19 protein-coding genes and 3 pseudogenes are annotated in these 21,996 nt (G+C 50.9%); 11 read left to right on the top strand and 11 right to left on the bottom strand.

Going from position 1 to position 21,996, the window contains the following annotated elements:
* Positions 1-15 precede the first annotated feature (15 nt).
* The 6 genes from C7382_RS06820 to C7382_RS06795 all read left to right on the top strand — a co-directional run bounded on the left by C7382_RS06820 (position 16) and on the right by C7382_RS06795 (position 6,356).
* On the top strand, positions 16-561 hold the full coding sequence (locus C7382_RS06820; RefSeq protein ID WP_116679544.1) for a 2-oxoacid:acceptor oxidoreductase family protein: 546 nt from the start codon (positions 16-18) through the stop codon (positions 559-561).
* Positions 562-803: 242 nt separating this feature from the next.
* Positions 804-1,898 carry a DUF4831 family protein gene (locus C7382_RS06815; RefSeq protein WP_116679543.1) on the top strand — a complete coding sequence of 365 codons (1,095 nt, stop codon included), beginning with the start codon at positions 804-806 and terminating at the stop codon, positions 1,896-1,898.
* A gap of 21 nt (positions 1,899-1,919) precedes the next feature.
* The gene (locus C7382_RS06810; protein ID WP_116679542.1) at positions 1,920-3,452 is read left to right on the top strand and encodes a peptide MFS transporter; all 1,533 of its coding nucleotides are present in this window, start codon (positions 1,920-1,922) and stop codon (positions 3,450-3,452) included.
* 135 nt (positions 3,453-3,587) lie between these two features.
* Positions 3,588-4,580, top strand: a complete 993-nt coding sequence (bioB, locus tag C7382_RS06805; RefSeq protein ID WP_116679541.1) for a biotin synthase BioB — start codon at positions 3,588-3,590, stop codon at positions 4,578-4,580.
* Positions 4,570-5,856: an adenosylmethionine--8-amino-7-oxononanoate transaminase gene (bioA, locus tag C7382_RS06800; RefSeq protein WP_116679540.1), complete on the top strand. Its 1,287-nt coding sequence runs from the start codon at positions 4,570-4,572 to the stop codon at positions 5,854-5,856. The genes bioB and bioA overlap by 11 nt, the downstream gene beginning before the upstream one ends.
* Complete coding sequence (locus C7382_RS06795; protein WP_243405671.1) at positions 5,847-6,356, top strand: DUF6078 family protein; 510 nt, start codon at positions 5,847-5,849, stop codon at positions 6,354-6,356. The genes bioA and C7382_RS06795 overlap by 10 nt, the downstream gene beginning before the upstream one ends.
* A 161-nt stretch (positions 6,357-6,517) precedes the next feature.
* Here the strand turns inward: C7382_RS06795 and C7382_RS06790 are convergent.
* A pseudogene (locus tag C7382_RS06790) lies at positions 6,518-7,009 on the bottom strand (DUF5131 family protein); the annotation flags it as partial.
* Positions 7,010-7,364: 355 nt separating this feature from the next.
* Between C7382_RS06790 and C7382_RS06785 the strand changes: the two are divergent.
* Positions 7,365-8,930, top strand: coding sequence for a hypothetical protein (locus C7382_RS06785; protein ID WP_116679537.1), 1,566 nt, complete (start codon positions 7,365-7,367; stop codon positions 8,928-8,930).
* Positions 8,931-8,989: 59 nt separating this feature from the next.
* On the opposite strand, the gene C7382_RS10080 is transcribed toward C7382_RS06785, so the two are convergent.
* Entirely contained in the window at positions 8,990-9,151 is a 162-nt protein-coding gene (locus C7382_RS10080; protein ID WP_165815133.1) for a hypothetical protein, read from the bottom strand.
* 7 nt (positions 9,152-9,158) lie between these two features.
* A pseudogene (locus C7382_RS06780) lies at positions 9,159-9,380 on the bottom strand (DUF5131 family protein); the annotation flags it as partial.
* A gap of 169 nt (positions 9,381-9,549) precedes the next feature.
* On the opposite strand from C7382_RS06780, the gene C7382_RS06775 reads away from it, so the two are divergent.
* From C7382_RS06775 to C7382_RS10190, 3 genes and pseudogenes are all read left to right on the top strand, one after another.
* Positions 9,550-9,996, top strand: a complete 447-nt coding sequence (locus C7382_RS06775) for a hypothetical protein (protein WP_116679535.1) — start codon at positions 9,550-9,552, stop codon at positions 9,994-9,996.
* A 124-nt stretch (positions 9,997-10,120) separates the two neighbouring features.
* Positions 10,121-11,719: a YfcC family protein gene (locus C7382_RS06770; protein WP_116679534.1), complete on the top strand. Its 1,599-nt coding sequence runs from the start codon at positions 10,121-10,123 to the stop codon at positions 11,717-11,719.
* A 65-nt stretch (positions 11,720-11,784) separates the two neighbouring features.
* Positions 11,785-11,984: pseudogene (locus C7382_RS10190) on the top strand (ATPase); the annotation flags it as partial.
* Between the two features lie 213 nt (positions 11,985-12,197).
* Here C7382_RS10190 and C7382_RS06760 read toward each other — a convergent pair.
* The 8 genes from C7382_RS06760 to C7382_RS06725 all read right to left on the bottom strand — a co-directional run bounded on the left by C7382_RS06760 (position 12,198) and on the right by C7382_RS06725 (position 20,486).
* The gene (locus C7382_RS06760; RefSeq protein WP_116679533.1) at positions 12,198-12,932 is read right to left on the bottom strand and encodes an SDR family NAD(P)-dependent oxidoreductase; all 735 of its coding nucleotides are present in this window, start codon (positions 12,930-12,932) and stop codon (positions 12,198-12,200) included.
* Positions 12,933-12,941: 9 nt separating this feature from the next.
* Positions 12,942-14,072 carry a 4-phosphoerythronate dehydrogenase PdxB gene (gene pdxB, locus C7382_RS06755; protein ID WP_116679532.1) on the bottom strand — a complete coding sequence of 377 codons (1,131 nt, stop codon included), beginning with the start codon at positions 14,070-14,072 and terminating at the stop codon, positions 12,942-12,944.
* A 2-nt stretch (positions 14,073-14,074) separates the two neighbouring features.
* Entirely contained in the window at positions 14,075-14,386 is a 312-nt protein-coding gene (locus C7382_RS06750; protein ID WP_116679531.1) for a DUF3467 domain-containing protein, read from the bottom strand.
* Positions 14,387-14,572: 186 nt separating this feature from the next.
* Positions 14,573-15,031: a DUF4293 domain-containing protein gene (locus tag C7382_RS06745; protein WP_116679530.1), complete on the bottom strand. Its 459-nt coding sequence runs from the start codon at positions 15,029-15,031 to the stop codon at positions 14,573-14,575.
* A 24-nt stretch (positions 15,032-15,055) separates the two neighbouring features.
* Positions 15,056-15,388 carry a DNA-directed RNA polymerase subunit omega gene (locus tag C7382_RS06740; protein WP_116679529.1) on the bottom strand — a complete coding sequence of 111 codons (333 nt, stop codon included), beginning with the start codon at positions 15,386-15,388 and terminating at the stop codon, positions 15,056-15,058.
* Between the two features lie 111 nt (positions 15,389-15,499).
* Positions 15,500-16,312, bottom strand: coding sequence for an outer membrane protein assembly factor BamD (locus tag C7382_RS06735; RefSeq protein ID WP_116679528.1), 813 nt, complete (start codon positions 16,310-16,312; stop codon positions 15,500-15,502).
* A gap of 151 nt (positions 16,313-16,463) precedes the next feature.
* Positions 16,464-18,407, bottom strand: coding sequence for an NAD(+) synthase (locus C7382_RS06730; protein ID WP_116679527.1), 1,944 nt, complete (start codon positions 18,405-18,407; stop codon positions 16,464-16,466).
* A 402-nt stretch (positions 18,408-18,809) separates the two neighbouring features.
* Complete coding sequence (locus C7382_RS06725) at positions 18,810-20,486, bottom strand: putative transporter (protein WP_116679526.1); 1,677 nt, start codon at positions 20,484-20,486, stop codon at positions 18,810-18,812.
* A 148-nt stretch (positions 20,487-20,634) separates the two neighbouring features.
* Here C7382_RS06725 and C7382_RS06720 point away from each other — a divergent pair, with 148 nt between their 5' ends.
* Positions 20,635-21,990, top strand: a complete 1,356-nt coding sequence (locus tag C7382_RS06720) for a dipeptidase (protein ID WP_116679525.1) — start codon at positions 20,635-20,637, stop codon at positions 21,988-21,990.
* Positions 21,991-21,996 lie beyond the last annotated feature (6 nt).

Raw genomic sequence — 21,996 nt, 5'->3', positions numbered from 1 at the left:
AAACAGAAAAGCATCATGACTTACGAAATTGTAATTGCAGGATTCGGAGGACAGGGAGTTCTCTCAATGGGTAAGATTCTGGCTTACTCAGGTTTGATGGAAGACAAAGAGGTATCTTGGATGCCTTCTTACGGACCCGAACAGCGTGGTGGTACCTCCAACGTAACGGTTATTGTGAGCGACGAGCAAGTAAGCTCTCCAGTTGTCAACGAGTATGACATCGTAATCGTTCTCAACCAACCTTCATTGGACAAGTTTGAGCCGCGTGTAAAGAAGGGAGGTATCTTGGTATACGATCCTGACAGCATCGTTCTCAAGCACAAGCGCGACGATATCCAGATCTATGAAGTGGATGCTACGCAGGAATCTCTGCGTATGGGCAATCAGAAGGCTTTCAACATGATCGTTCTCGGTGGTGTTCTGAAGGTTGCTCCCATGGTTAAGATCGAGAGCGTGATCAAGGGTCTGAAGAAAACGCTGCCCGAACGTCACCACAAACTCATCCCGATGAACGAACAGGCCATCCAACGTGGCATGGAGATCATCAAAAAGATAGACTAATCATGTAGGGTTAAAACACCCTTGACATACTAATAAGGAGGCGGCTCTGTGCGTAATGGCACAGAGTCGCCTTTCTTTTTGTCCTTTTTCGAGTACTGATTTATGGGAGAAAGAATAGGCATTAAGATTCGTGTTTGGATTGATTTATATCACTTATGCCTAATAATATAGAGGTTTTAGAGCTAAATTCTGTTTTAGATTCAGTAAAAATAATGTAGCTTTGCAATCAAAGTTATTTGACAATGTCCGCGCAGACTGTTTTAATCAAGCTACTGTTGCCTACCATATTCCTAAATATAGGAGCTGTCAAGGCACAAACCAATGTTGCTTCCTATGAGCCTGTACGCTACAATGGAGAAGGGATCGTCTATGCCCTTCCACAGACACGCATCGTCGTGCGGGCACAAATAGAACGCATCAATCACCAACCTGGAGAATTATACTCCTACGCCAAGAGATACTTTGGCCAAGAAGCTAACGGAGAAGTAAGCAGCCGGTATCGTTTGGGCAGAGCGATCGCTCAATCCATCGGCATCCCCGACTTCGACAACGAGTACATCGTAGATTTCCGCTCAGGCACTGTCGCCGACTTCATCACCCTCAATCGCAGAGGTATTCTTGTTGGCATCAACGCTGATCGTCAAGACCTTCCCACCCCTTGTCCCGACACCATCTTCCATCTTCCTACTGCACAGCTCGCCTCGGACAGAACAGCAGCACTTCCACAAGAGTACATGGTAGCCGGCACGAAAGCGAAACAAGCCGAGATAGCCGCTGCACAAGTCTTTCGTATCCGAGAGAGTTTGATGGACATACTCACCGGTCAGACTGAGAATATGCCTAAAGACGGAGCAGCCTTGCAGCTCATGACTCAAGAGCTCAAAGCACAAGAGGCCGCTCTGCTTGCCTTGTTCTATGGAAAAGAGGAAATCACTTGGGAAGAACGTTCATGGACTATTGAGCCCAAAGACAATGTAAACGAGCAAATACTCTTCCGCTTCTCTCCCCTCAGAGGCGTGGTAGATTCAGACGATCTCTCAGGAGAGCCAGTCACCTTCAGCCTCCGCGCTATCGACAAAGCCCCGGAGATGGACGAGAAAGAAGCTGCCAAACACGAGAAGAACCTCAAAGGCATTGTCTATAACCTACCCGGATCGGCTCGTATCACTCTCACATATAATAGAGGAATGCTCTTCAATGAAGTGCTTCCCGTTACACAATATGGCCGCAGACAGGCCTTAGCTCCCAAAATGTTCCGCGACAAAGGCCACGCCATTCGTGTCGTCTTCGATGAGCACACAGGAGCTATTCGTCAGATAAATGAAAACAATCAATAATCAACCCAAAAACAAACTCTTATGCTAAACAAGCATCCTAAAGGACTAATTGGAGCCGCCTTGTCAAACATGGGCGAACGCTTCGGTTTCTACATTATGATGGCTATTCTGTCGCTGTTCTTGGTTACCAAGTTCGGTCTTGAAAAGACGCAATCCACCATCATTTATTCTACGTTCTATGCGCTGATCTATCTCCTCGCTTTGGCAGGAGGTTTCATCGCAGATAAGACTAAGAAATACAAGGGCACAATCTTCGCCGGTCTCATCCTCATGACGTTTGGTTATGCCATGATCGCGATCCCGACGCCGACGCCGGTACCCAACTTCGCGCTCTACCTCACGCTTACCTGCGTAGGACTCTTTGTCATTGCTTTTGGTAATGGCCTCTTCAAGGGTAACTTGCAGGCTGTTGTAGGTCAGATGTATGATGATCCCCAATACTCAGATAAGCGCGACACCGGCTTCCAGATTTTCTATATGTTCATCAATGTCGGTGCTCTTTTTGCACCAATGATTGCTACCGGTATCCGTAATGGATGGGTACAGCGTCACGGTTTTGAGTACGATCCAGACCTACCTGCTCTGTGTCACAAGTACATTAACGGCACTATCACGCCCGAAGCCTCTGAGACTTTCAAGCGTATTGCCGGCGAAGTAAGCGGCGGGACAGTAACAGACTTCACAGCTTTCGCCCATGAATACCTCAATATCTTCAACACGGGCTTCCACTATGCTTTTGCAGCAGCCATCGTAGCCATGTTGATTTCTATTGCCATCTATATTGCCAATAAGAAGAAATTGCCCGATCCCAGCATGAAGGCTGTAGCTACTGATGCACAAAAAGCTGAGGTACAGATGAGCTCATCTGAGATCCGTCAGCGCATCTATGCCCTCTTTGCCGTATTTGCAGTAGTTATCTTCTTCTGGTTCTCTTTCCACCAGAATGGTGTTACACTGACATTCTTCGCCAATGACTACACGGACTTGAGTATGATCAACATTGACCTTGGCTTCACCAGCATTAAGGGAGCCGAGATTTTCCAGTCGTTCAATCCGTTCTTTGTTGTATTCCTTACTCCTATCGTCATCGGTCTTTTCGGTTGGCTGCGTGCTAAGGGTATCGAGCCTTCTACCCCCAAGAAGATTGCCATTGGTATGGGTATCGCCGCTGTTGCCTTTATCGTCATGACATTAGGTTCAATGGGTCTGCCTACTTCTGCTGAACGTGAAGCCATGGGAGGTCTTACTACTGCACAGCGTGTGACTCCTTTCCTTCTCATCGGTACGTATCTGATCCTCACCATTGCTGAGCTGTTTATCAGCCCGCTCGGTCTTTCGTTCGTGTCCAAGGTAGCTCCTCCCCACCTACAGGCCGTAATGCAGGGTTGCTGGCTCGGTGCTACAGCCCTCGGCAATCAGCTGCTTATCATCGGTACCATCATGTACGAGAACATTCCCATCTGGGCTACATGGGCGGTATTTGTTACAGCTTGCTTCATTTCGATGTTCACGATGCTCGCCATGGTCAAGTGGTTGGAGCGCGTAGCGAAGTAATACACGCACCTATCTCCTCACCTTTTGAAAGGCTGCCTCATTGGAATGGGGCAGCTTTTTCTTTCTTTTTGACCCGTCTTCTTCCTATTTTTGTAGCGCGTGCAGCGACACAGCCCCTGCACCACACCTCCACATATGATTCAGACGATCGAAAAAAGACTGATAGACGGCAGTGCGCTGACTCTCGAGGAAGCACTCCTACTCGCCGCCACACCCCACAAAGAAGAACTATACGAAGCAGCTCATAGGATCACCCGACATTTCATGGGCGATGCCTTCGACACCTGTTCCATCATCAACGCCAAGAGTGGCAACTGTCCGGAGGACTGCAAGTGGTGCGCCCAAAGCCGCCATTATGCCACCACGATAGAAAAGTACGGACTCCTCTCCCCCGAGATCTGCGCCGAGCAGGCCGAATACAATCGCCGACAAGGCATCGGTCGCTTCTCCCTCGTCGCCAGCGGACGCACAGCCTCCATGGCCGAAATACACCGGATGGCGGCAAGCTACCGCGCCATCAAGGAAAAGACCGACATCAAGTGCTGCGCTTCCTTGGGATTGCTCTCCGAGGAGAAGCTGCAGATCCTCTTCGATCATGGTGTCACTACCTACCATTGCAATATGGAGACAGCTCCGAGCTTCTTCCCCACCCTTTGCAGCACCCATACCCAGGACGAGAAACTCGACACCATTCGCGCAGCGCGTCGGGTAGGAATGCGCGTCTGCAGCGGCGGCATTATCGGCATGGGCGAGAGCATGGAGCAGCGGATAGAGTTTGCCTTCTTCCTCCGCAGCATAGATGTTTACTCCATCCCCATCAACATACTCCAGCCCATTGCAGGCACTCCGTTGGAGCATACTCCCCCCTTGACAGAGGAGGAATACCTCACCACGGTAGCCCTCTTCCGCCTGATCAATCCTCGCGCTTTCCTCCGCTTCTCCGGCGGTAGGGCACAACTCAGCCCCGAGGTACAGCGCAAAGCCATCCACATCGGCATCAACGCCGCCATTACGGGCGACCTCCTCACCACCACAGGCAGCAAAGCTGCCGAAGACATGGAACTTGCACGCACCTGCGGCATGAGAGTAACGAACCAAACTGACTGGGAAGTAAGCTATGACCACTGAAGAAATGCTCCACATAGATCGTCAGCACCTCTGGCATCCTTATACATCGACGATCGACCCCCTACCCGTTTACCCCGTCCGCCGCGCCGAAGGAGTGCGCATCTATCTGGAAGACGGGCGCGAACTTGTTGATGGCATGAGCTCTTGGTGGGCTGCCATCCATGGCTACAATCACCCACGGCTCAATGCCGCAGCCGAGCTGCAGCTCAGTCGGATGAGTCACGTCATGTTCGGAGGGCTTACGCATAGCCCCGCCGTCGAACTGGCCGAGCTTCTCCTCGGCATATTGCCCGCGGGACTGGACACCATCTTCTATGCCGACAGCGGTTCGGTCGCTGTAGAAGTGGCGATGAAGATGGCCCTCCAGTATCATCAGGCTCACGGCTGCCAAGGTCGCACCCGATTCGCCACGATACGCTCAGGTTATCACGGCGACACATGGCATGCCATGAGCGTATGTGACCCCACGACAGGTATGCACGGCATCTTCTCCGGCGCCCTGCCCATACAACACTTTCTCCCGCAACCGACCTCGCGCTTCCACGGCGAATGGATGGCCGACGACATGGAACCACTGCGCCACCTCCTTGACACCAGAGGCGACGAACTTGCCGCTCTCATTTTGGAACCCATCGTACAAGGAGCAGGCGGCATGTACTTTTACCATCCGCAGTATCTGGTCGAAGCGCGCCGCCTCTGTTCTCAGGCGGGCGTGCTGCTCATCTTCGACGAGATAGCCACCGGATTCGGACGCACGGGCAAACTCTTTGCGCAAGCTCATGCCGACGTCGTACCCGACATCATGTGCATAGGCAAAGCTTTGACGGGCGGATACATGACCCTCTCTGCCACCATTACGCATCGCGCCATAGCCGACACCATCTGTTCGGGCGAGGCCGGATGCTTCATGCACGGCCCCACCTTCATGGGCAATCCACTCGCTTGCGCCGTCGCAGCTGAGAGCATCCGCCTACTTCTGGAGAGTCCGTGGCAGGAAAGAGTGAACCGTATCGAATCCCAATTGCGTGAAGAGTTGGCTCCCGCCGTCACGCTCTCGGGTGTAGCCAACGTGCGAGTATTGGGAGCCATCGGTGTGATCGAAATGAAGCGTCCCGTCCCGATGGCTACACTCCAGCGCCGATTCGTAGAGGCAGGCATCTGGATACGTCCCTTCGGCCGCCTTTGCTATCTGCAACCGCCCTTCATCATAGAATCGGCCGATCTCAGCCGGCTTACCGGCGGCCTCCTCCGCATTTTGGCCGAGGAGTGTCCGTAATTATCTTGCACCCATCCATCACCACCATTATGCCCCAGCCCGCTACCACCATTACCGGATTCGAGAGCCTCGATAGCGACTTCATGGTTTGTTATCCGCGCACCGACTGCCCACAGCGCGCCCGCTGCCTCCGCGCTTCGGCCTATGAAAGCATTGTTGCGCGCAAATGCGCCAGAGTGATTATCACCAACCCCGCCACAGAGATCATCCCCTCATGTCCGAACTTTCTCGACCAAAAGCCCGTGTTCTATGCCCACGGCATCACACATCTCTATAGCCGGTTGCCTTACGACGTCGCGCGCGGCATCAAACGAGAGCTCCTCTCATATTTCGGGAAGAACAGCTATTATCGCATACATCGCAAAGAGCGGTACATCACCGTGCAAGAACAGAACTATATACGCCACTGCTTCATCGCTGCAGGACTCGACCCCCAACTCATCTGCTACGATGCCATGATCCCCGTATTTCAGAGCATGAGCCCAATGATTCGGAAGTAACCACCGAAGCACTTTGACACGCCAATTATTATAAGTTTGGGTTTGTTTCTTCTATAAGAAACAAAAGTTTCATCTTAAAGAAACACTTGTTTCATAGCACAGAAACCGTTGTTTCACAGCTTATGAAACAACGTCTATATGCCGCATCGACCGCCCAGAGATCAAAGTTCTGAGTCGACGCGGTAGTCAATTGCGGCCTTACGGGCTTGGGATTGTTGCAGCTTACGAGGGATTCGGTAGTGTTTGCCACCCTTCACGAAGTTGGCACCCGTTTGTTTGAAGACAAACGATACGCCGCACGCTATGCAGGCGGCGCGGATCTCCATCACCCAATCGAAATGACAAGAGCGAGCTTCTTCGCCCGACTCGCCACCGACGACCACCATCTCGACCTCCCCCGTCAGATAGGGCGCGAGGTCTATCGGAGAGAGAAGCGGCTCGCAGATTAGCGTTTTGCACCGTAGCGGCAGCAGATTATACAGCGGCAGACGCTTCTCCGCCTGCGCCTGACTCTCGACGGTGCAGCCTATCGTCACATGATCATAGGCACTGCCCCAGTCAGCGGGCAGACATGCTGCGATTCGTTCCACGCGCTTCGTAATCATAAAAAAGTTCAGATCGGATCTTGTGCGCATCATCGCCCAAGCCTCTTCACGCCATGGATCAGCCTCATTGAAGAGGTTTTAATGATTGATTATTAGATTGTTATCTATTGTTTACAAGAAATAGACAAGTGTATTTTGCTATGAAAAACGATGGGGCTTTTCGCCCAAAAGTGCCGATTTGGAGAAACATGAAGAAATCCTCTTGATGTCATTAGGAGGAAGAATAATTACCAGAAGATTTTCTACATCTGACCATATTTAGACAGTCTAAAGCCGATGAATTGAGTACCTGTTATTTTCTTGCCATAATATCCATAATATACGGAGCGTATTGTAGTCTGTCAATATATATGAGCGCTAATTCAGAGAAATTTACTAATTTTGTCAGTAAACATAGAAATATATGAAAATCGTATTTACTGTTCTTTTCGCGTTATTGATATCGTACGGGGCGACTGCCGGGGTGCCCGAAGGGTTCTCGATACAGAAAGTGTCATCGCCGGTAAAGAAGCATAAGCTTGACTCCATCAATCTGGAGACACCCTTGGATTATTATTTGTCAAGGGCATGGGTCCGCACCACGGGCAAACAGAAATACTGGAATGAAATTTCTTCGTCAAAGTTTTTATTCGATCCAAACGCACCTGACGAATCTGTTGACGATGACACACGTTCGTATATCTTAAACGAGAATATCGACTATATCGTTACCTATCGCGATTCAGTCGCCTCGGTTGTCACACATTCAGATGACGAAGATCTGGTCTTTCTAAATTACTGTTGGATAGAGGACGGCCGATGGGTTAACGGTGGTCAAGGCTTAGCCGACGATTTTCAGCAGGCAGAGGAGGAACTATTGAAGCAGTTGCCGATAAATTATGGCAATCTTCCGCGCATTTCGATGATTAACGACATTCCCAGCGATGTCGCTCCATTTCGCGATTTCATCTCCGGTATTACTACTTCTCCAGAACAGTATTTGTTGGATATGTTGGCTTCGCACGAATTAGTCATCAATGGCGAATATCACCGGCGCAAAGCATCATGGGATATGCTGAAACGCCTCATTGCACTCCCGGAATTTTCTGAAACAGTAGGTCGGATATTTATGGAGTTGCCGTCGTGGTGCCAGCCCGAGATGGACCGGTTCATGACGACTGACACGCTTGACACCGAAATAATCCTGAAAATATTCCGCGAAGAGCAGCCAAACGGTTGGTGGGACAGAGGCGAATTTGAATTTCTGTGCGATTTGTGGCATCTCAACCATGAACTTCAGAATGACCGGAAAATAAAAGTTATTTTGGCTGATTATCAGGTGCCTTATTCGTTGATGATAAACAAGCAGGGTGAAAAAGAGGACAGGAATACCCACATGGCCGAAACAATCGCACAAAACATTTTGGCGTCAAACGATAGGCGCAATAGCCTATTTCTCGTAGGATGTGCCCACGCCTACAAGTCACGGCAGGCGGGAATTGCGTCAGCTGCTCACGGTAAAGACACGCAGATGACCGCAGCTGCTCAACTTGCAGCCAAGCTCGGTGGCGAAAATGTGTTTACCGTTTTTCAACATACCGTTTCGGTCGACAATCATGGCGGCAACAAGCGCCCCATCCGAGGAGGCGTGTTTGACCGTGCATTTGAGCTTAATGGAAATCGTCCGGTCGGATTCAGCCTCGCAAATTCGCCTTTCGGGAAAGAACCATTCGACGGCATCTATGAGATTAAATATAATATCTCTACCGGAAGCTACAGCGATAACTTTGACGGATATCTGTTCCTTTGTCCTACTGTAGACGAACCTAAATCGACCCCTTTAACTGAGGTATTCACTGATGAATTTGTCTTGGAGATGCAACGTCGAGCCGCCGTCATGGGAATGGAAAATCTGACGGGGATGTGGTTCGGGCGCACTGCCCCCGAACTTACAAAGGAATACATCGTGGATGTCCTAACAGCGGAATAATGCTTTAACAGGTGTTTTTATAACATGCTTCTGCAGTGACATAAGGGTGATTTGACAATTTACCGTCTGCCGCTCATGCCGCGCTTGGGTGCTGTCGGGCGGAGCATTCGGTGAGCCTGCATCATGCAGCGGTAGGCGAAGCGGCGGTCGTCTTCATCCCAGTTGCGCTGGGGCTCGTTGCTGACATTGGCATCGACTGATTTGACGGCCTTGAAGTCCATAATCTGTTTCTTTAAAAAAGTCTGAAGTAAAACAGGTATAGACCGTTGTCCCTGACGAAATCACATAACTGCCGTTGCGACGACGGCGTACGGGCAGATGATAGCTTTGGGTTTTGTGCACGTCGCGGCTGTCGCGGCCAAACTTAGCATCAGCCCGATACATATAGCAGTTGGCACAGCCTTCACTCACCTTCGCGCATCCGTGCCACAGATTCCACATCACCGACATTCTTTCCTTTCTCTTCATAGCATCGCAGCCACCTCTGTTTCCATCTTTGTCTCAAATATACACCTAAAAAGAAGAGCAATAGGCTCTACTCGAAATCGCGTATATTTGCAAGCTGGCCTGGCGGGCTCAGGTAGAAGAGCAGCCACACCATCCGACAGCAAGAGAAACAATGAAGAACGTAAGAAAGATATTCCACCTACTGAGCTACCTCCAGTATCCCCTTGTAGCAATAGCGCTGGCGCGCCTGATCTTCCCCCTCTTCCGAGGCTTTGAGTTCCTCTCGACGCATTCGGAATACCTCTTCAGCAACTACAATCAGATGCTCATTTATTATGGTCTGGCACTCAGTTTCTCTTCCTTGCAAGACCCGACCAAAACCTCTCTGCGCTACGAACGAAAGATTTGGAAGACACCTCGCAAGGCCAAGGTTATCCTTTTCGCCACCACCGTCACGATGATGCTGTTCTTCTTCACCGGCTTTGTGGGACTCATGGCAGATCAACCCGTGATGAAAGAATTCACCAACGGCTCTTTCATCCTCTCCATCGGCCTCCTCAGCTACCTCAAGTTCCAGCTTGACTTGTATGCCATCCACACCTCCGCTCCCCAGCCCTAAGCGCCACGGACCTCATCTCTCTTAGCGACCCGGCTAAGGACAATTTCAGTCGTAAGGAGACAACAAAGTTGGCCGGCCCCTCTTGTGACTCCCCCGAAGTTCAATAAATGAAATAATACAAATCATGCTGAAGAAGATCCCCCACACCCTCGTTATTATTTTCTCGTTGATTGTTTTTTGTGCCGTACTCACATGGCTTGTTCCGGCGGGAGAGTTCAACTATCAGACCGTGGAAGTAAACGGTGTATCGCGCAGCGTGGTGGTCGATAATTCATACCACAGTGTGGAAAAATCACCGCAAACGTGGCAGATATTCTCTTCGTTTCTCGAAGGATTTGAGCGTCAGGCAGCAATCATTGCGTTTGTACTCATCATCGGAGGTGCTTTTCAGATACTCAACAGCAGCAGGGCGGTAGATTCCGGCATCTACTCTTTCCTTAGTTTTACCCGACGGCTCGAAAAACATGCTTTTATGAACCGAATCGGAGTAAACAATCTGATCATTATCCTTGTGATGACCCTTTTCAGTTTGTTTGGCTCCATTTTCGGGATGAGCGAAGAAACGCTGGCTTTTGTTATCATCATCGTACCTCTCGCCATCTCAATGGGATACGATTCGCTGACAGGATTGATGATGGTTTACGTTTCGGCGCACGTAGGATTTACGGGAGCCACGCTCAATCCTTTTACCATCGGAATTGCACAAGGACTTTCGGGATTGCCACTGTTTTCGGGAATAGGCTATCGGGTATTCTGCTGGATTGTGTTCACGGTCTTTATCATCGCAGTTACGCTGATCTACGCCAAAAGGGTCAAGAAAAATCCCAAGCTGTCGCCTATGTATCAAGCCGATAGTTATTGGCGCCAGAGAGAAGCCGATACGGAACCCCAATCGCTTGCGAAAAAGGCAACACCAAGCACATGGATGGTATTTGCCTGTACTTCGTTAATTTTGGTGGTACTGTCGTTTCTCTATCCCCTAACGACTTTCTCGGTAGGTCTGCATGCCTATACTTTGGTCTGCATTCCTATTATCGCATCGCTTTATGTCGTTTCGGGATACTTTTCCATCCGAAAATCAGCTCAGTTGTTTATCCTCAATTTGTTGGGCTTTACCATCCTGTTTTTGGTTGTAGGCGTCATGGGGTACCAATGGTATCTGCCCGAAATTTCGGCATTATTCCTCTGTATGGGAGTTTTCGCCGGAATAGCCAATAGTATGAGCGCCAACGGCATTACTGCCGAATTTATTACGGGCGTGAAAGATATGCTTACGGCAGCGTTGGTTATCGCACTTGCGGGAGGAATCATTCAGATCCTATCTGATGGCAAGATAATGGATACCATTCTCTATTCGCTGGCTCAGGTAATGGAAAGTGCGGGGAAAACCACTACCGTCGGCTTAATGTTTTTGATGCAAGCCATCATCAATATTTTCATTCCTTCGGGCTCTGCCAAAGCAGCGCTTACGATGCCCATCATGGCACCTTTTTCGGACGTTATCGGGCTTTCGCGCCAGGTTACCGTAATGGCTTATCAATTCGGAGACGGAATTACCAACATGATAACGCCTACCTCCGCCGTGCTTATCGGCGCAATAGGCATTGCCAAAGTCCCTTACGAGGTGTGGTTCAAGTGGTTTTGGAAGATACTGGTTATGCTGATGATATTGGGATTCCTTCTGCTGTTACCCACCGTTTCGATACAACTGGACGGATTTTGACATTCCCCCGGCTTTTGTATTTCATCAGTTCGATTATGCAGGTCACATTATCCTCAGAATTCTAAGGGGCCTTTACCGAACAATTTGTTTTGCAGCAGGTAGTAGCTCACAACACCTCTGTTTATTATTGGAATACTTCAAGACGCATCCCGAATACAAGCTAAAAGGTCTCCGCGTATCCATGTTAGGCTATCAAGACCAAAGGTGGATGGAGAATATTCCGCTCTTCGGAGTGAATAAATATATGGTAGATCCTACATTGTAGGGAGAAGCTATCAGGAAATACAAAGAAAAAGCTGTAGCTCAACAAAGATGGCAGAGGCTATAAAAAAGATAAGGATTGTCTCCCGACAACCCTTACCGACTTATTAACCTTAAAATCTAATACCATGAAAAACACACTACAAATATAGCGACTCTTTCGACATTTGCAAGTGCTACATGGGGAAAATGACAATTTTAGACCACGTTTTTCACATCATTGGCCTAATAATCTTATCCTTTCCCATATTCTGAGAGGAATCATACGCCAGAGAGAGACCAAGATGCGATAACGCCAGTCGATTGTGAGGAGACGCTTGCGTCGGATGACGGCTCTGACCGTGGCACGAGCTACCGACGGGCAACTCAGCAACAGAGGAAAGTGTCCCGAACGCAGAAGAGGCGTATCCGTAAAGCCCGGACGTATCTCTGTAACGACTAACGGCAACCGATCTATGGCAGCCAATTGACGTATGGACTGCAGATAGTGCATCTGGAAACGTTTCGAAGCCGAATAGGCAGGAGCAGGCCCCAGCCCGCGCGTAGCTGCAACGGAAGTGATGGCTACGATCTGCCCACGGCCCACAGCCCTAAAATAAAGATAGGCCGCGCCTATCATTCGTACGAAGCCTTCACCGTTTGTGCGGAGCGTATCCTCTTCCTTTTCCGCCTCCAGCGATAGATTTTGGTAACCTATTCCCGAAGAGTGGAAGTACACATCCATACCTCCCATAGCATCGATCAGCTGCAAGAGTCGTTCCGATGCATCAGCACGCGTAACATCTATCTCGGCCGTAGTGATCTGAGAAGGACACTCGGCACGCACCTCCTCCAACATTTGTCCATTCCGACCGGCTACTCCTACCTGCCAACCCATTGAGACGAAGAGACGAGCTACAGCCAGTCCTATGCCCGAAGTCGCCCCGAGGATGACGATTCGTTTTCCTTCCATTCGCTGTTGTTATACTTGAAAATCCATGCCACGGAGTATAGCAGCTTCGCTATCAGTAACCCCCTGCACCGTATAAGCTCGCATCTCACGCGGATAGTGGTAGCTCTTGCGAAGCTCTTCGAAAGCCTCGGGCTGTCGACGAAGCATTCCATCGGGGAGCATGGGATCGAAGGTGGCCAGCAGCGCACGCTCTATGCGATGATAGGTCTGCGGTGATATAGAGATAAGAGATTGCTGCGGCGGGGGCGGAGACATGGAAGACAAGCCCGGAAACTCCACTCCATAGACTTCGGAAATGGCTTCCAGACACATACGCGCACCATTGGCTTTGCCATCGGCACTAAAACCTGCGATATGCGGTGTCGCTATATCGGCACGAGTCAGTAAGGGCAAACTGATATGTGGTTCGCCTTCCCAGCAATCCACAACAAGAGACGAAAGACGCCCATCATCCACAGCACAGCAGAGCGCAGCCGTATCAGCCACGGTTCCGCGACAAGCATTGACGAGAACGGGACGCTTAGCGGCACAAGCCGCAAGCAGACTGTCGTCGATCAGATGGTAGGAGGGATGAGCTCCTTCGCGTGTGAGCGGTACATGGAAGGTGAGGATATCACAGGTCTCGACCAATTGGCTGAGCGACAGGAAGGAAGCATCTCCCTCACGCTCGGCACGTGGCGGGTCGCATAGCAGGAGGCGCATCCCCATAGCCGAAGCCAAGCGTTGTACCTCGCGCCCCACATGCCCCACGCCTACTATGCCCATCACTTTGTCCGTGAGGGCATAGTCATCGCGCAGTGCCAAGCGGCTCAAGCAGCACATCACATACTGCGCTACAGCTGTCGCATTGCAGCCTGGCGAATTGCGCCAGAGGATACCTTGTGCGTCACAATAAGCAGTATCGATGTGATCGAAGCCTGCCGTAGCTGTGGTGATAAGTTTGACTTGAGTGCCCTGTAACAGTTCCGGTGTGCAGCGGGTAATACTGCGGATGATGAGCGCATCGGCATGGCGGATGTTCTCGGCTGTGAATTGATCCGAAGGGAGGTAGGTCACATCCGCCACTTGGTCAATGATTCCTCTCAGATAGGGTACGGAGGCTTCCGCCACTATCCGGAGAGGACGAGAAAGTGTGGACATACTTAGGCTTCGCCCTTCAGATTGGACGGGAAAGCAAAAGTAGTGATGTCGGCCGGGCGTTGCTCAAGGCGGATCTCGCCATGCTCGGCTTCGTAACGACGAATATTATCTGAGAGGGTGATGAGGAAGCGCTTGGCATTGTCGGGTGTGAGGATCACGCGGTCTTGCACACGTGCTACATCGCGATTGGGCACCATACGCACAAAGTCCATTACAAATTCGCTCGGTGAGTGCATCACGATGCAGAGATTGCAATAATCTCCCTGAGCCACTTCCTCGGGGAGTTCGATGTTGATTTTCTTTTCGTTTTCCATTTTACTTCTTATGATATTTGTCTTAGAGCAAAGTTATAGCATTCGCCCCAATCTCCTACGGCTACAGGCGTGTAAATGCAGCACAAGCATCTACAAAAGCAAAGCCCCGAAGGTCGGATCACCAACCTTCGGGGCTTGCTATATTAAGATAAAAGACGCTGTCTCAGTACATCTTCCGACTCAATCTCAGCGCAGACGCTCCGCTGCACGTACCATCGCCTCATCCGCTCCGATAGCACGGATGGCCAAATAGTGCAGGATGATGGCTACCACCGGCATACAAAGCCAAACGCGAAGGCCAAAGGTCATGCCCTCGGCAGAAGAAATCTGCCACACCTGAACAGCCAGATAGATGAGGAAACCGATCAGCACCAAGATATTGAAGACACAGAGACGCATCTGCAAGATACGACGTTTATAGAGGAATATGATCCCGAACGACACAAAAACGATAATGGCATCAAGGATGAAAAGTCCCCAAGTGGACTTGAGGAGCTCGCCCGTCGAGGATGCGTGCACACCCATTACGTCCATCAGATAACCTTCGCCACCGGCTCCAATGAGGAGTCCGTAAGGCTTGAAGAGCATGAGTGTCATGGCTACACCTGCGAGAAGGAGCCAAATGGTCTGTATTCTCTGCCACATAATTAGAGAGGAGTAAGAGGCGAATTAGTCGTTGGTGGGAGCTGCGCCGGGCATACGGTGGTAGAGCTTGTCCTGCTCATACTCGGCAGTGGCGATAAGTGCGGGCTTCGGCAGATGCTCATAGTAGCGTGAGATCTCTATCTGCTCACGGTTCTCGAACACTTCTTCGAGATTGTCTCCGGCTGAAGTAAACTCTTGGAGCTTCTTTTCCAAGTCGTGCTTGAGTTCCTGACCGATCTGATTGGCTCGCTTAGCAATGACCATTACAGTCTCGTACACATTTTCAGTGTCCTCACTCAGACGCACCATATCACGTGTAACGGTGTCCATGGGGACATTCATTTTCTTAAGATCCATTTCCTATTATATGATTTTTGTTTTTAGTCGTAGTTTGTCCGGAGGCCATACTTCCCTATCGCTACCCATCGTCCACAGCACGCACGCAGCGGCAGGGAGGCGAGAGCTGCGTCAGGCATCTTGGGAGATGTGCTTGGCGACATTGTCGTAAATCTTTTTGGCTTGCTTGAGGTACTTCCCGTTGGGGAACTCATTGATGTAGGCAAAGTACTGATCGGCTACGTCGCGGTAACGAGTCTGGAGCTTTTCGTTCACACTGAAAGAAGCCTCCTCATACATGGCTTGCAGCATAAGGAAGACAAACTCCTCGCGATGCTTCGTGTAAGGGAATGCCTTGAGTGCAGCATCCACCGTAACGATACAAGAGCGGTAGTTATTGCCCAGATAGAGACCCAGATCGTAGTAGAGTTTGGCGGAGAGATACTCCTTATAGGCCAATTTGTCCTGCAGGTCGAACAGCATCTTCTCTGCTTCGCGAGCATATTTGCCTTCGGGGAAGAAATCCAGATAGGACTGCAATTCTTGGATGGCTACATAGGTGTCGGATTGGTCCAGTCGTGCATCGGGCGATGCCTGATAGAAGCAATAGCCTGATTTGTAACGAGCCTCATCGACCCGCGCCCCCTTGGGATATTTGTTGTAGTACTCTTGATAGCACGACCCGGCATCGGCATCGCGTTTCATCTCGAAGTAGCATTCTGCCAAAAGAAAAATCAGCTGTTCTCCCTCACTCGTACCATCGTAAACGCCTCGCACATCCTCCAACAAGGATGCGGCCTTACTGTACTTGTGTTCGTTGTAGAACTTCTTGGCATAGGAATACTTGAGCGCTACATCGGTACTCTGTTGTACACGCACGAACTCACCACAGGAAGCGAAGAGAAACGCCAGTGTAGCGAAAAGAATGAACTTCTTGATTGTCATCAGTATCTGTCTTAATATGGACTCCGGCACGCAAAGATAGCCGTTTCTCTATATATAACGTATTTCTCGAACGGAAAAGTGCGCCAAGATAGGCTCATTCATCCCCTCTTGGCGCACCTATGTGAACAGTTTTTCTCCGCTTAGGAGTGTATCACTCTGTCTCGAACTTCTCTATCTCATCCAGCCACAAAGCACTATTGGCATCGCTGGCCATACGCCATGCACCGCGGGGCGAGAGCGTCACGCAGCTCACCTTAGGTCCGTCGGGCATACAGTTGCGCTTATACTGCTGAGAGAAGAAGCGGCGGAAGAAGACTAACATCCATTTCTTGATCTCCGCTTTGGTATAGACTCCCTCGAAAGCGACCCCAGCCAAGTAGTAGATTTTGGACGGCTTGTACTCGTTGTAGAGGAAATGATAAATGAAGAAGTCGTGCAGCTCGTACGGTCCCACTACGTCCTCCGTCTTTTGGCTGATGGCACCTTCGTTGTCCACGGGTTTAAGCTCCGGACTGATGGGTGTGCGCACAATGTCCAGCAATGTAGAAGAAGCCTCGCTGTCCAACCAACCGCTATGCGCCACATATTCCACCAGTATCTTCACCGTCGTCTTGGCGATGCCGGCATTAACGGCATACATGGACATATGATCACCATTGAAAGTGACCCATCCGAGAGCCAATTCAGAGAGATCACCCGTACCGATCACGGGCGCATTGTGCATATTGGCCAGATCCATCAGCAACTGCGTGCGTTCACGGGCCTGCGTATTTTCGTAGGTAATATCATGAACCGAGGGGTCGTGCCCGATGGCTTCGAAGTGATGCAGACAGGCATCTGTGATGTCGATCTCCTTGAGGGTGGCACCGACGGACTTGATGAGGCTGTGGGCATTGCGGTAAGTACGATCCGAAGTACCAAAACCGGGCATCGTCACGGCAATGATATTCTCGCGGGGAAGACCCAGACGGTCGAAGGCCTCGGCACAGACGATGAAGGCAAGAGCAGAATCCAATCCGCCCGAAATACCGATAACGGCCTTCTCGGCCTTCATGTGGATGAGGCGCTGCATCAGGCCGCAAACCTGTATATTGATCATCTCGCGCGAACGCTCCTTATGGTCGGTATTCTCCGGCATGAAAGGATTGCGATCCACGCGGCGCGTCATCGGCAAGGACTCCTGACGACTGCGAAGTTTGAAAGGCAACTGATTGAACTTCTCGTCGTGGGTGTGGAAGGTCACCGCTGCTTTGAAACTACTATTGATAAGGCGCTCGGTCTGCAAGCGCGACACATCGATATCACTGATGATCATGCGCTCGCGATGCTCGAAACGGTTCATTTCCTCCACGATCTCACCGGCTTCGGCGATGAAAGCCTTACCTGTGAAGACAATATCGGTAGAGCTTTCGCCATAGCCACTGCTTGCATAGACGTAGGCACAGATTCCTTGAGACGAGAGTCCGCTGATGAGCGAACGCAAATAGGAGTGCTTGCCCGCATTTTCATTGCTGGAAGAGAGGTTGAATATCACCTCGGCACCATAGAGACAGAGACGTGTACCCGGCGTGAAAGGCGTCCACATATCCTCGCATATCTCGATACCCACACCCACCGTGCCGCACTTGAAGATGAGGTTGCGACCGATGGGTACGCTATGCGCACCAATGCTGATGGTAGAGTATTGGAGCGTATGCGCCGGCGAGAACCAACGCGCTTCCTGAAACTCCCGATAGTTGGGCAGATAGGTCTTGGGGATGGCTCCGAGGATGTTACCCTGCTGGAAGACCACTGCCGAGTTGAAGAGCTTGTCCTCCACACGCAAGGGCATCCCCACAATGACCATCACGCTCGTGTTGGCTGTCAGCTCTACAAGTTTGCAAAGTGCATCCTTGGCTTTCTCTTGCAAGAATGGTTGATAGAACAAGTCCCCGCACGAATACCCCGTAATGCTAAGCTCGGGGAAGGTCATAATCTCCACTCCCTTGGCATCCGCTTCGTGCACCATGCGGTCTATTCGCTCGATATTATAGTCGCAGTCGGCCACTTTCACAAAAGGAACAGCAGCAGCGACCTTCATAAATCCGTACTTCATAAGTATCTGATATGATTGATCGTAATGTGATTCTTTCTAATACCGCACAAATATAAGCCAGTACTACATAATGGGCAAAACAATTATTCTCAATCCAATAACGAGAGGTTGTGTCATAAAGCGAACTGCAGCGTTGCTTTCGAGATTCGGGTTCGGTCATATACTCGAGTATACTCCCATCACCCTCACTCTCAGTGCCTTGCATTTCACCCTTTCTAACACACCCCCTGAGACTGCATCAAGATTTTCATATTGACACACCCTCCTCTTTATAGTGTTGAGATGATCGAAATCTTCGGAGGAATCGGAGTTATCTGAATTATCGAATTGAAGAAGAGAGGTCCAATGACTCGAATAACTCTGATCATTCCAACAGGTAATGCCCCTCTCCTTCTACGACGGCTACCTAAAAACAAGAATCATGATCTGTGCCATGATGATGCGCACAAACATGGCCAACGGATAGACGGTGGCATAGACGACCGAAGCGCCGTCACCTTTGACCTGACCATTGACGTAGTCGAGCGCCATAGGATTGGCAGTGCTGCCGCATATCATACCCGCTGTACCATCGTACCGATTGCGCAGCACCTTGATCGAAATCCAACCGATGAGCAACGTAGGCAGCATGGTAATCAAGAAGCCTACCCCGACCCACAGGAATCCGTCTCCGTGGATAATGGTATCGAAAAAATTGGCTCCGCTCGCCAAGCCCAGTCCGCCAAGATAGAGAATGATGCCGAGCTGACGCAAGAAGAGGTTGGCACTATTGGTTACGTATGTGGTGAGATGGAAACGGGGGCCGAAGGCACCCATCAGAATGCCGACGATAATAGGGCCACCGGCCAGACCGAGCTTGATGGGCATACTCACCCCCGGGAGATAGAAAGGAATAAGTCCGAAGATGCAACCGAGGAAGAGGCCTCCGAAGAGCGTCGTCAGATGCGGATTGTCGAGCTGCTTCACTTCGTCGCCCAATATCTCAGCCACGCGTTCCACAGCATTGCCTTCGCCTACGACCGTCAGTCGGTCTCCCAGCTGCAAGTGCAGATCTCTATCGGGCAGTAGCTCCACACCGGCACGATCTACTCGGCTGATATTGACACCATAGAGGTTGCGAATCTTGAGGTTACCCAGACGTACACCGTTCAGTTTGGATCGGGTGATTACGAGGCGGCGAGAGACGAGCTGTTTGTCCACGCTGTTCCAATCGATATCGGGACGGTTCCAATCCTTCTCCTCTCTCTTGCCGAAGAGAATCTCCAGCTGGGTGGTGTCCTCCTCGCCGGAGACCGCCAATACGTGGTCACCCAAGTGGAGGATCATATCCGAAGTGGGTATCTCCACCGTGCCCCGATGCCACACGCGGGTGATGATGAAGGGGCGTTGGATCAGATGTGCCACATCGCGCACTGTCTTACCGTCCAATGCCGGATTGCACACTTCGTACTCGGAGAAGAATGTCTTGGGTGCTTCCTTCTCCTCCTGCTCTTCTTTCTTGTGCATGAACACCTTGAGCATGGCCAAAGCGATAATGACGCCCACGACCCCCATCGGATAAGTGACAGCACAGGCGAGTGCCATTTGGGTCATTTCGTTGGCAGCGGAGGGATCAATCTGCTGGAGGGTAGTCTGAGCTGCACCGAGAGCAGGCGTATTGGTGGTGGCACCGGCAACAATACCCATCAGATTGGGCATAGAGATGCCGAGGACAAAGTACAGTATGATGCACAGAAGAAAGGTGATGGCCACCATGCCCAGCGAGATCAGGTTCTGAGCGATGCCTCCCTTTTTGAGTGAGGGGAAGAAAGCCGGCCCCACCTGCAAACCCAAGGCATAGACAAAGACGACGAGGCCGAAATTCTGCGCGAAAGAGAGCATGACAGGATCGGTCTCGATGCCGAAGTGAGATGCCAAAATGCCGACGAAGAAGACGAAAGTAATGCCCAGCGAGATGCTGCCGATGCGAACCTTGCCAAGGAGCAAACCGACGGCAGAGACGAAGCTGAGGATGATGATGGTTTGGGTGACGGAAGGCTCCAGAAAGACTTCGTGAAGCCAATGTGCGATTGCATCCATAATGATAACGCGCGGATGAAGTGGCGGCTATGAGAGCCTATTAAAAATATTGATACGCATAGCGACAAATGCCAACTATTAAATAGTTTATGCAAAAGTAAATGAAAAGTTCCTATCTTTGGGCGAGAACGAAATTCCCATAATAATCATGAATATCAGAGAATATATCAGCCGGAATGAAGAGCGCTTCTTGGAAGATCTTTTTGCTCTCATCCGCATCCCGTCAGTGAGTGCCAAAAGCGAACACAAACCCGATATGCAGCGATGCGCCGAGCACTGGCGCGACCATCTGCTACAGGTGGGTGCACAGAAAGCCGAAGTGTTCCAGACGCCGGGCAATCCTGTCGTATACGCCGAGCGCATCATAGACCCCAAAACCAAAACCATCCTCGTCTATGCACACTACGATGTGATGCCGCCCGAGCCATTGGAGCTGTGGAAGAGCGATCCCTTCGAACCGGTAATACGCGACGGCCATATCTGGGCACGCGGAGCCGACGACGACAAGGGTCAGGGTATGATCCAGGTGAAGGGCTTCGAAACGGCCATGGCACTGGGTCTTGTACAATGCAATGTGAAATTCCTCTTTGAAGGAGAAGAAGAGATAGGCTCGACCAACTTGGAAGCATTCTGCGAAGCGCATAAAGAGATGCTGGCAGCAGACGTTATCCTCGTTTCGGACACCAGCATGGTAAGCGCTGAGACGCCTTCGCTGACGACCGGTCTTCGCGGTCTGGCTTATTGGGAAGTGGAGGTGACCGGTCCCAACCGCGATCTGCACTCGGGTCACTTCGGCGGTGCCGTGGCCAATCCGATCAACGAGCTTTGCAAACTCATCGCCGGTGTCGTGGACGAGAACGGACGCATCACCATACCCCATTTCTACGATGATGTAGTGCCGCTGAGCGACGAGGAGAGAGCCATGATCGCACAGGTGCCATTCTCGGAAGAGAAGTATCGCCAAGCGCTCGACATCGACGCCGTATTCGGCGAAGCTGGCTACAGCACACTGGAGCGCAATAGCTGCCGTCCGTCTTTCGACGTATGCGGTATCTGGGGTGGCTACACAGGCGAAGGAGCCAAGACGGTATTGCCTTCGAAGGCCTACGCCAAGGTATCGACACGCCTTGTGGCCAGTCAAGACCATGCCAAAATCTCACAAATGTTCGTCGATTATATCGCATCCGTTGCACCCAAACATATCAAGGTGAAAGTAACACCCCTGCACGGCGGCGAGGCTTATCTCTGCCCCATCGACCTACCCGCTTACAAAGCGGCCGAAGAGGCTTGCGCCATTGCTTTCGGCAAACGTCCACTGGCAGTACGTCGTGGCGGCAGCATCCCCATCATCGCAACCTTCGAGAAGGTATTGGGGCTGAAGACGGTGCTGATGGGCTTCGGTCTGGAAAGCAACGCCATCCATTCGCCAAACGAGAATCTGCCGCTCGATATCTTCCGCAAGGGGATCGAATCAGTGGCAGAGTTCTACCGCATCTATAAGTAAACGAAC

This window comes from Porphyromonas loveana (assembly GCF_003096695.1).
GTDB classification, from domain to species: domain Bacteria; phylum Bacteroidota; class Bacteroidia; order Bacteroidales; family Porphyromonadaceae; genus Porphyromonas; species Porphyromonas loveana.
The sequence above is the reverse complement of the archived record's forward strand: the minus strand, read 5'-3'. Positions and strand labels throughout refer to the sequence as shown.

Coding starts and splice junctions, on each gene's coding strand:
- C7382_RS06820 (WP_116679544.1), top strand. CDS start 16: ATGACTTACGAAATTGTAATTGCAGGATTCGGAGGACAGGGAGTTCTC.
- C7382_RS06815 (WP_116679543.1), top strand. CDS start 804: ATGTCCGCGCAGACTGTTTTAATCAAGCTACTGTTGCCTACCATATTC.
- C7382_RS06810 (WP_116679542.1), top strand. CDS start 1,920: ATGCTAAACAAGCATCCTAAAGGACTAATTGGAGCCGCCTTGTCAAAC.
- bioB (WP_116679541.1), top strand. CDS start 3,588: ATGATTCAGACGATCGAAAAAAGACTGATAGACGGCAGTGCGCTGACT.
- bioA (WP_116679540.1), top strand. CDS start 4,570: ATGACCACTGAAGAAATGCTCCACATAGATCGTCAGCACCTCTGGCAT.
- C7382_RS06785 (WP_116679537.1), top strand. CDS start 7,365: ATGAAAATCGTATTTACTGTTCTTTTCGCGTTATTGATATCGTACGGG.
- C7382_RS10080 (WP_165815133.1), bottom strand. CDS start 9,151: ATGGACTTCAAGGCCGTCAAATCAGTCGATGCCAATGTCAGCAACGAG.
- C7382_RS06775 (WP_116679535.1), top strand. CDS start 9,550: ATGAAGAACGTAAGAAAGATATTCCACCTACTGAGCTACCTCCAGTAT.
- C7382_RS06770 (WP_116679534.1), top strand. CDS start 10,121: ATGCTGAAGAAGATCCCCCACACCCTCGTTATTATTTTCTCGTTGATT.
- C7382_RS06760 (WP_116679533.1), bottom strand. CDS start 12,932: ATGGAAGGAAAACGAATCGTCATCCTCGGGGCGACTTCGGGCATAGGA.
- pdxB (WP_116679532.1), bottom strand. CDS start 14,072: ATGTCCACACTTTCTCGTCCTCTCCGGATAGTGGCGGAAGCCTCCGTA.
- C7382_RS06750 (WP_116679531.1), bottom strand. CDS start 14,386: ATGGAAAACGAAAAGAAAATCAACATCGAACTCCCCGAGGAAGTGGCT.
- C7382_RS06745 (WP_116679530.1), bottom strand. CDS start 15,031: ATGTGGCAGAGAATACAGACCATTTGGCTCCTTCTCGCAGGTGTAGCC.
- C7382_RS06740 (WP_116679529.1), bottom strand. CDS start 15,388: ATGGATCTTAAGAAAATGAATGTCCCCATGGACACCGTTACACGTGAT.
- C7382_RS06735 (WP_116679528.1), bottom strand. CDS start 16,312: ATGACAATCAAGAAGTTCATTCTTTTCGCTACACTGGCGTTTCTCTTC.
- C7382_RS06730 (WP_116679527.1), bottom strand. CDS start 18,407: ATGAAGTACGGATTTATGAAGGTCGCTGCTGCTGTTCCTTTTGTGAAA.
- C7382_RS06725 (WP_116679526.1), bottom strand. CDS start 20,486: ATGGATGCAATCGCACATTGGCTTCACGAAGTCTTTCTGGAGCCTTCC.
- C7382_RS06720 (WP_116679525.1), top strand. CDS start 20,635: ATGAATATCAGAGAATATATCAGCCGGAATGAAGAGCGCTTCTTGGAA.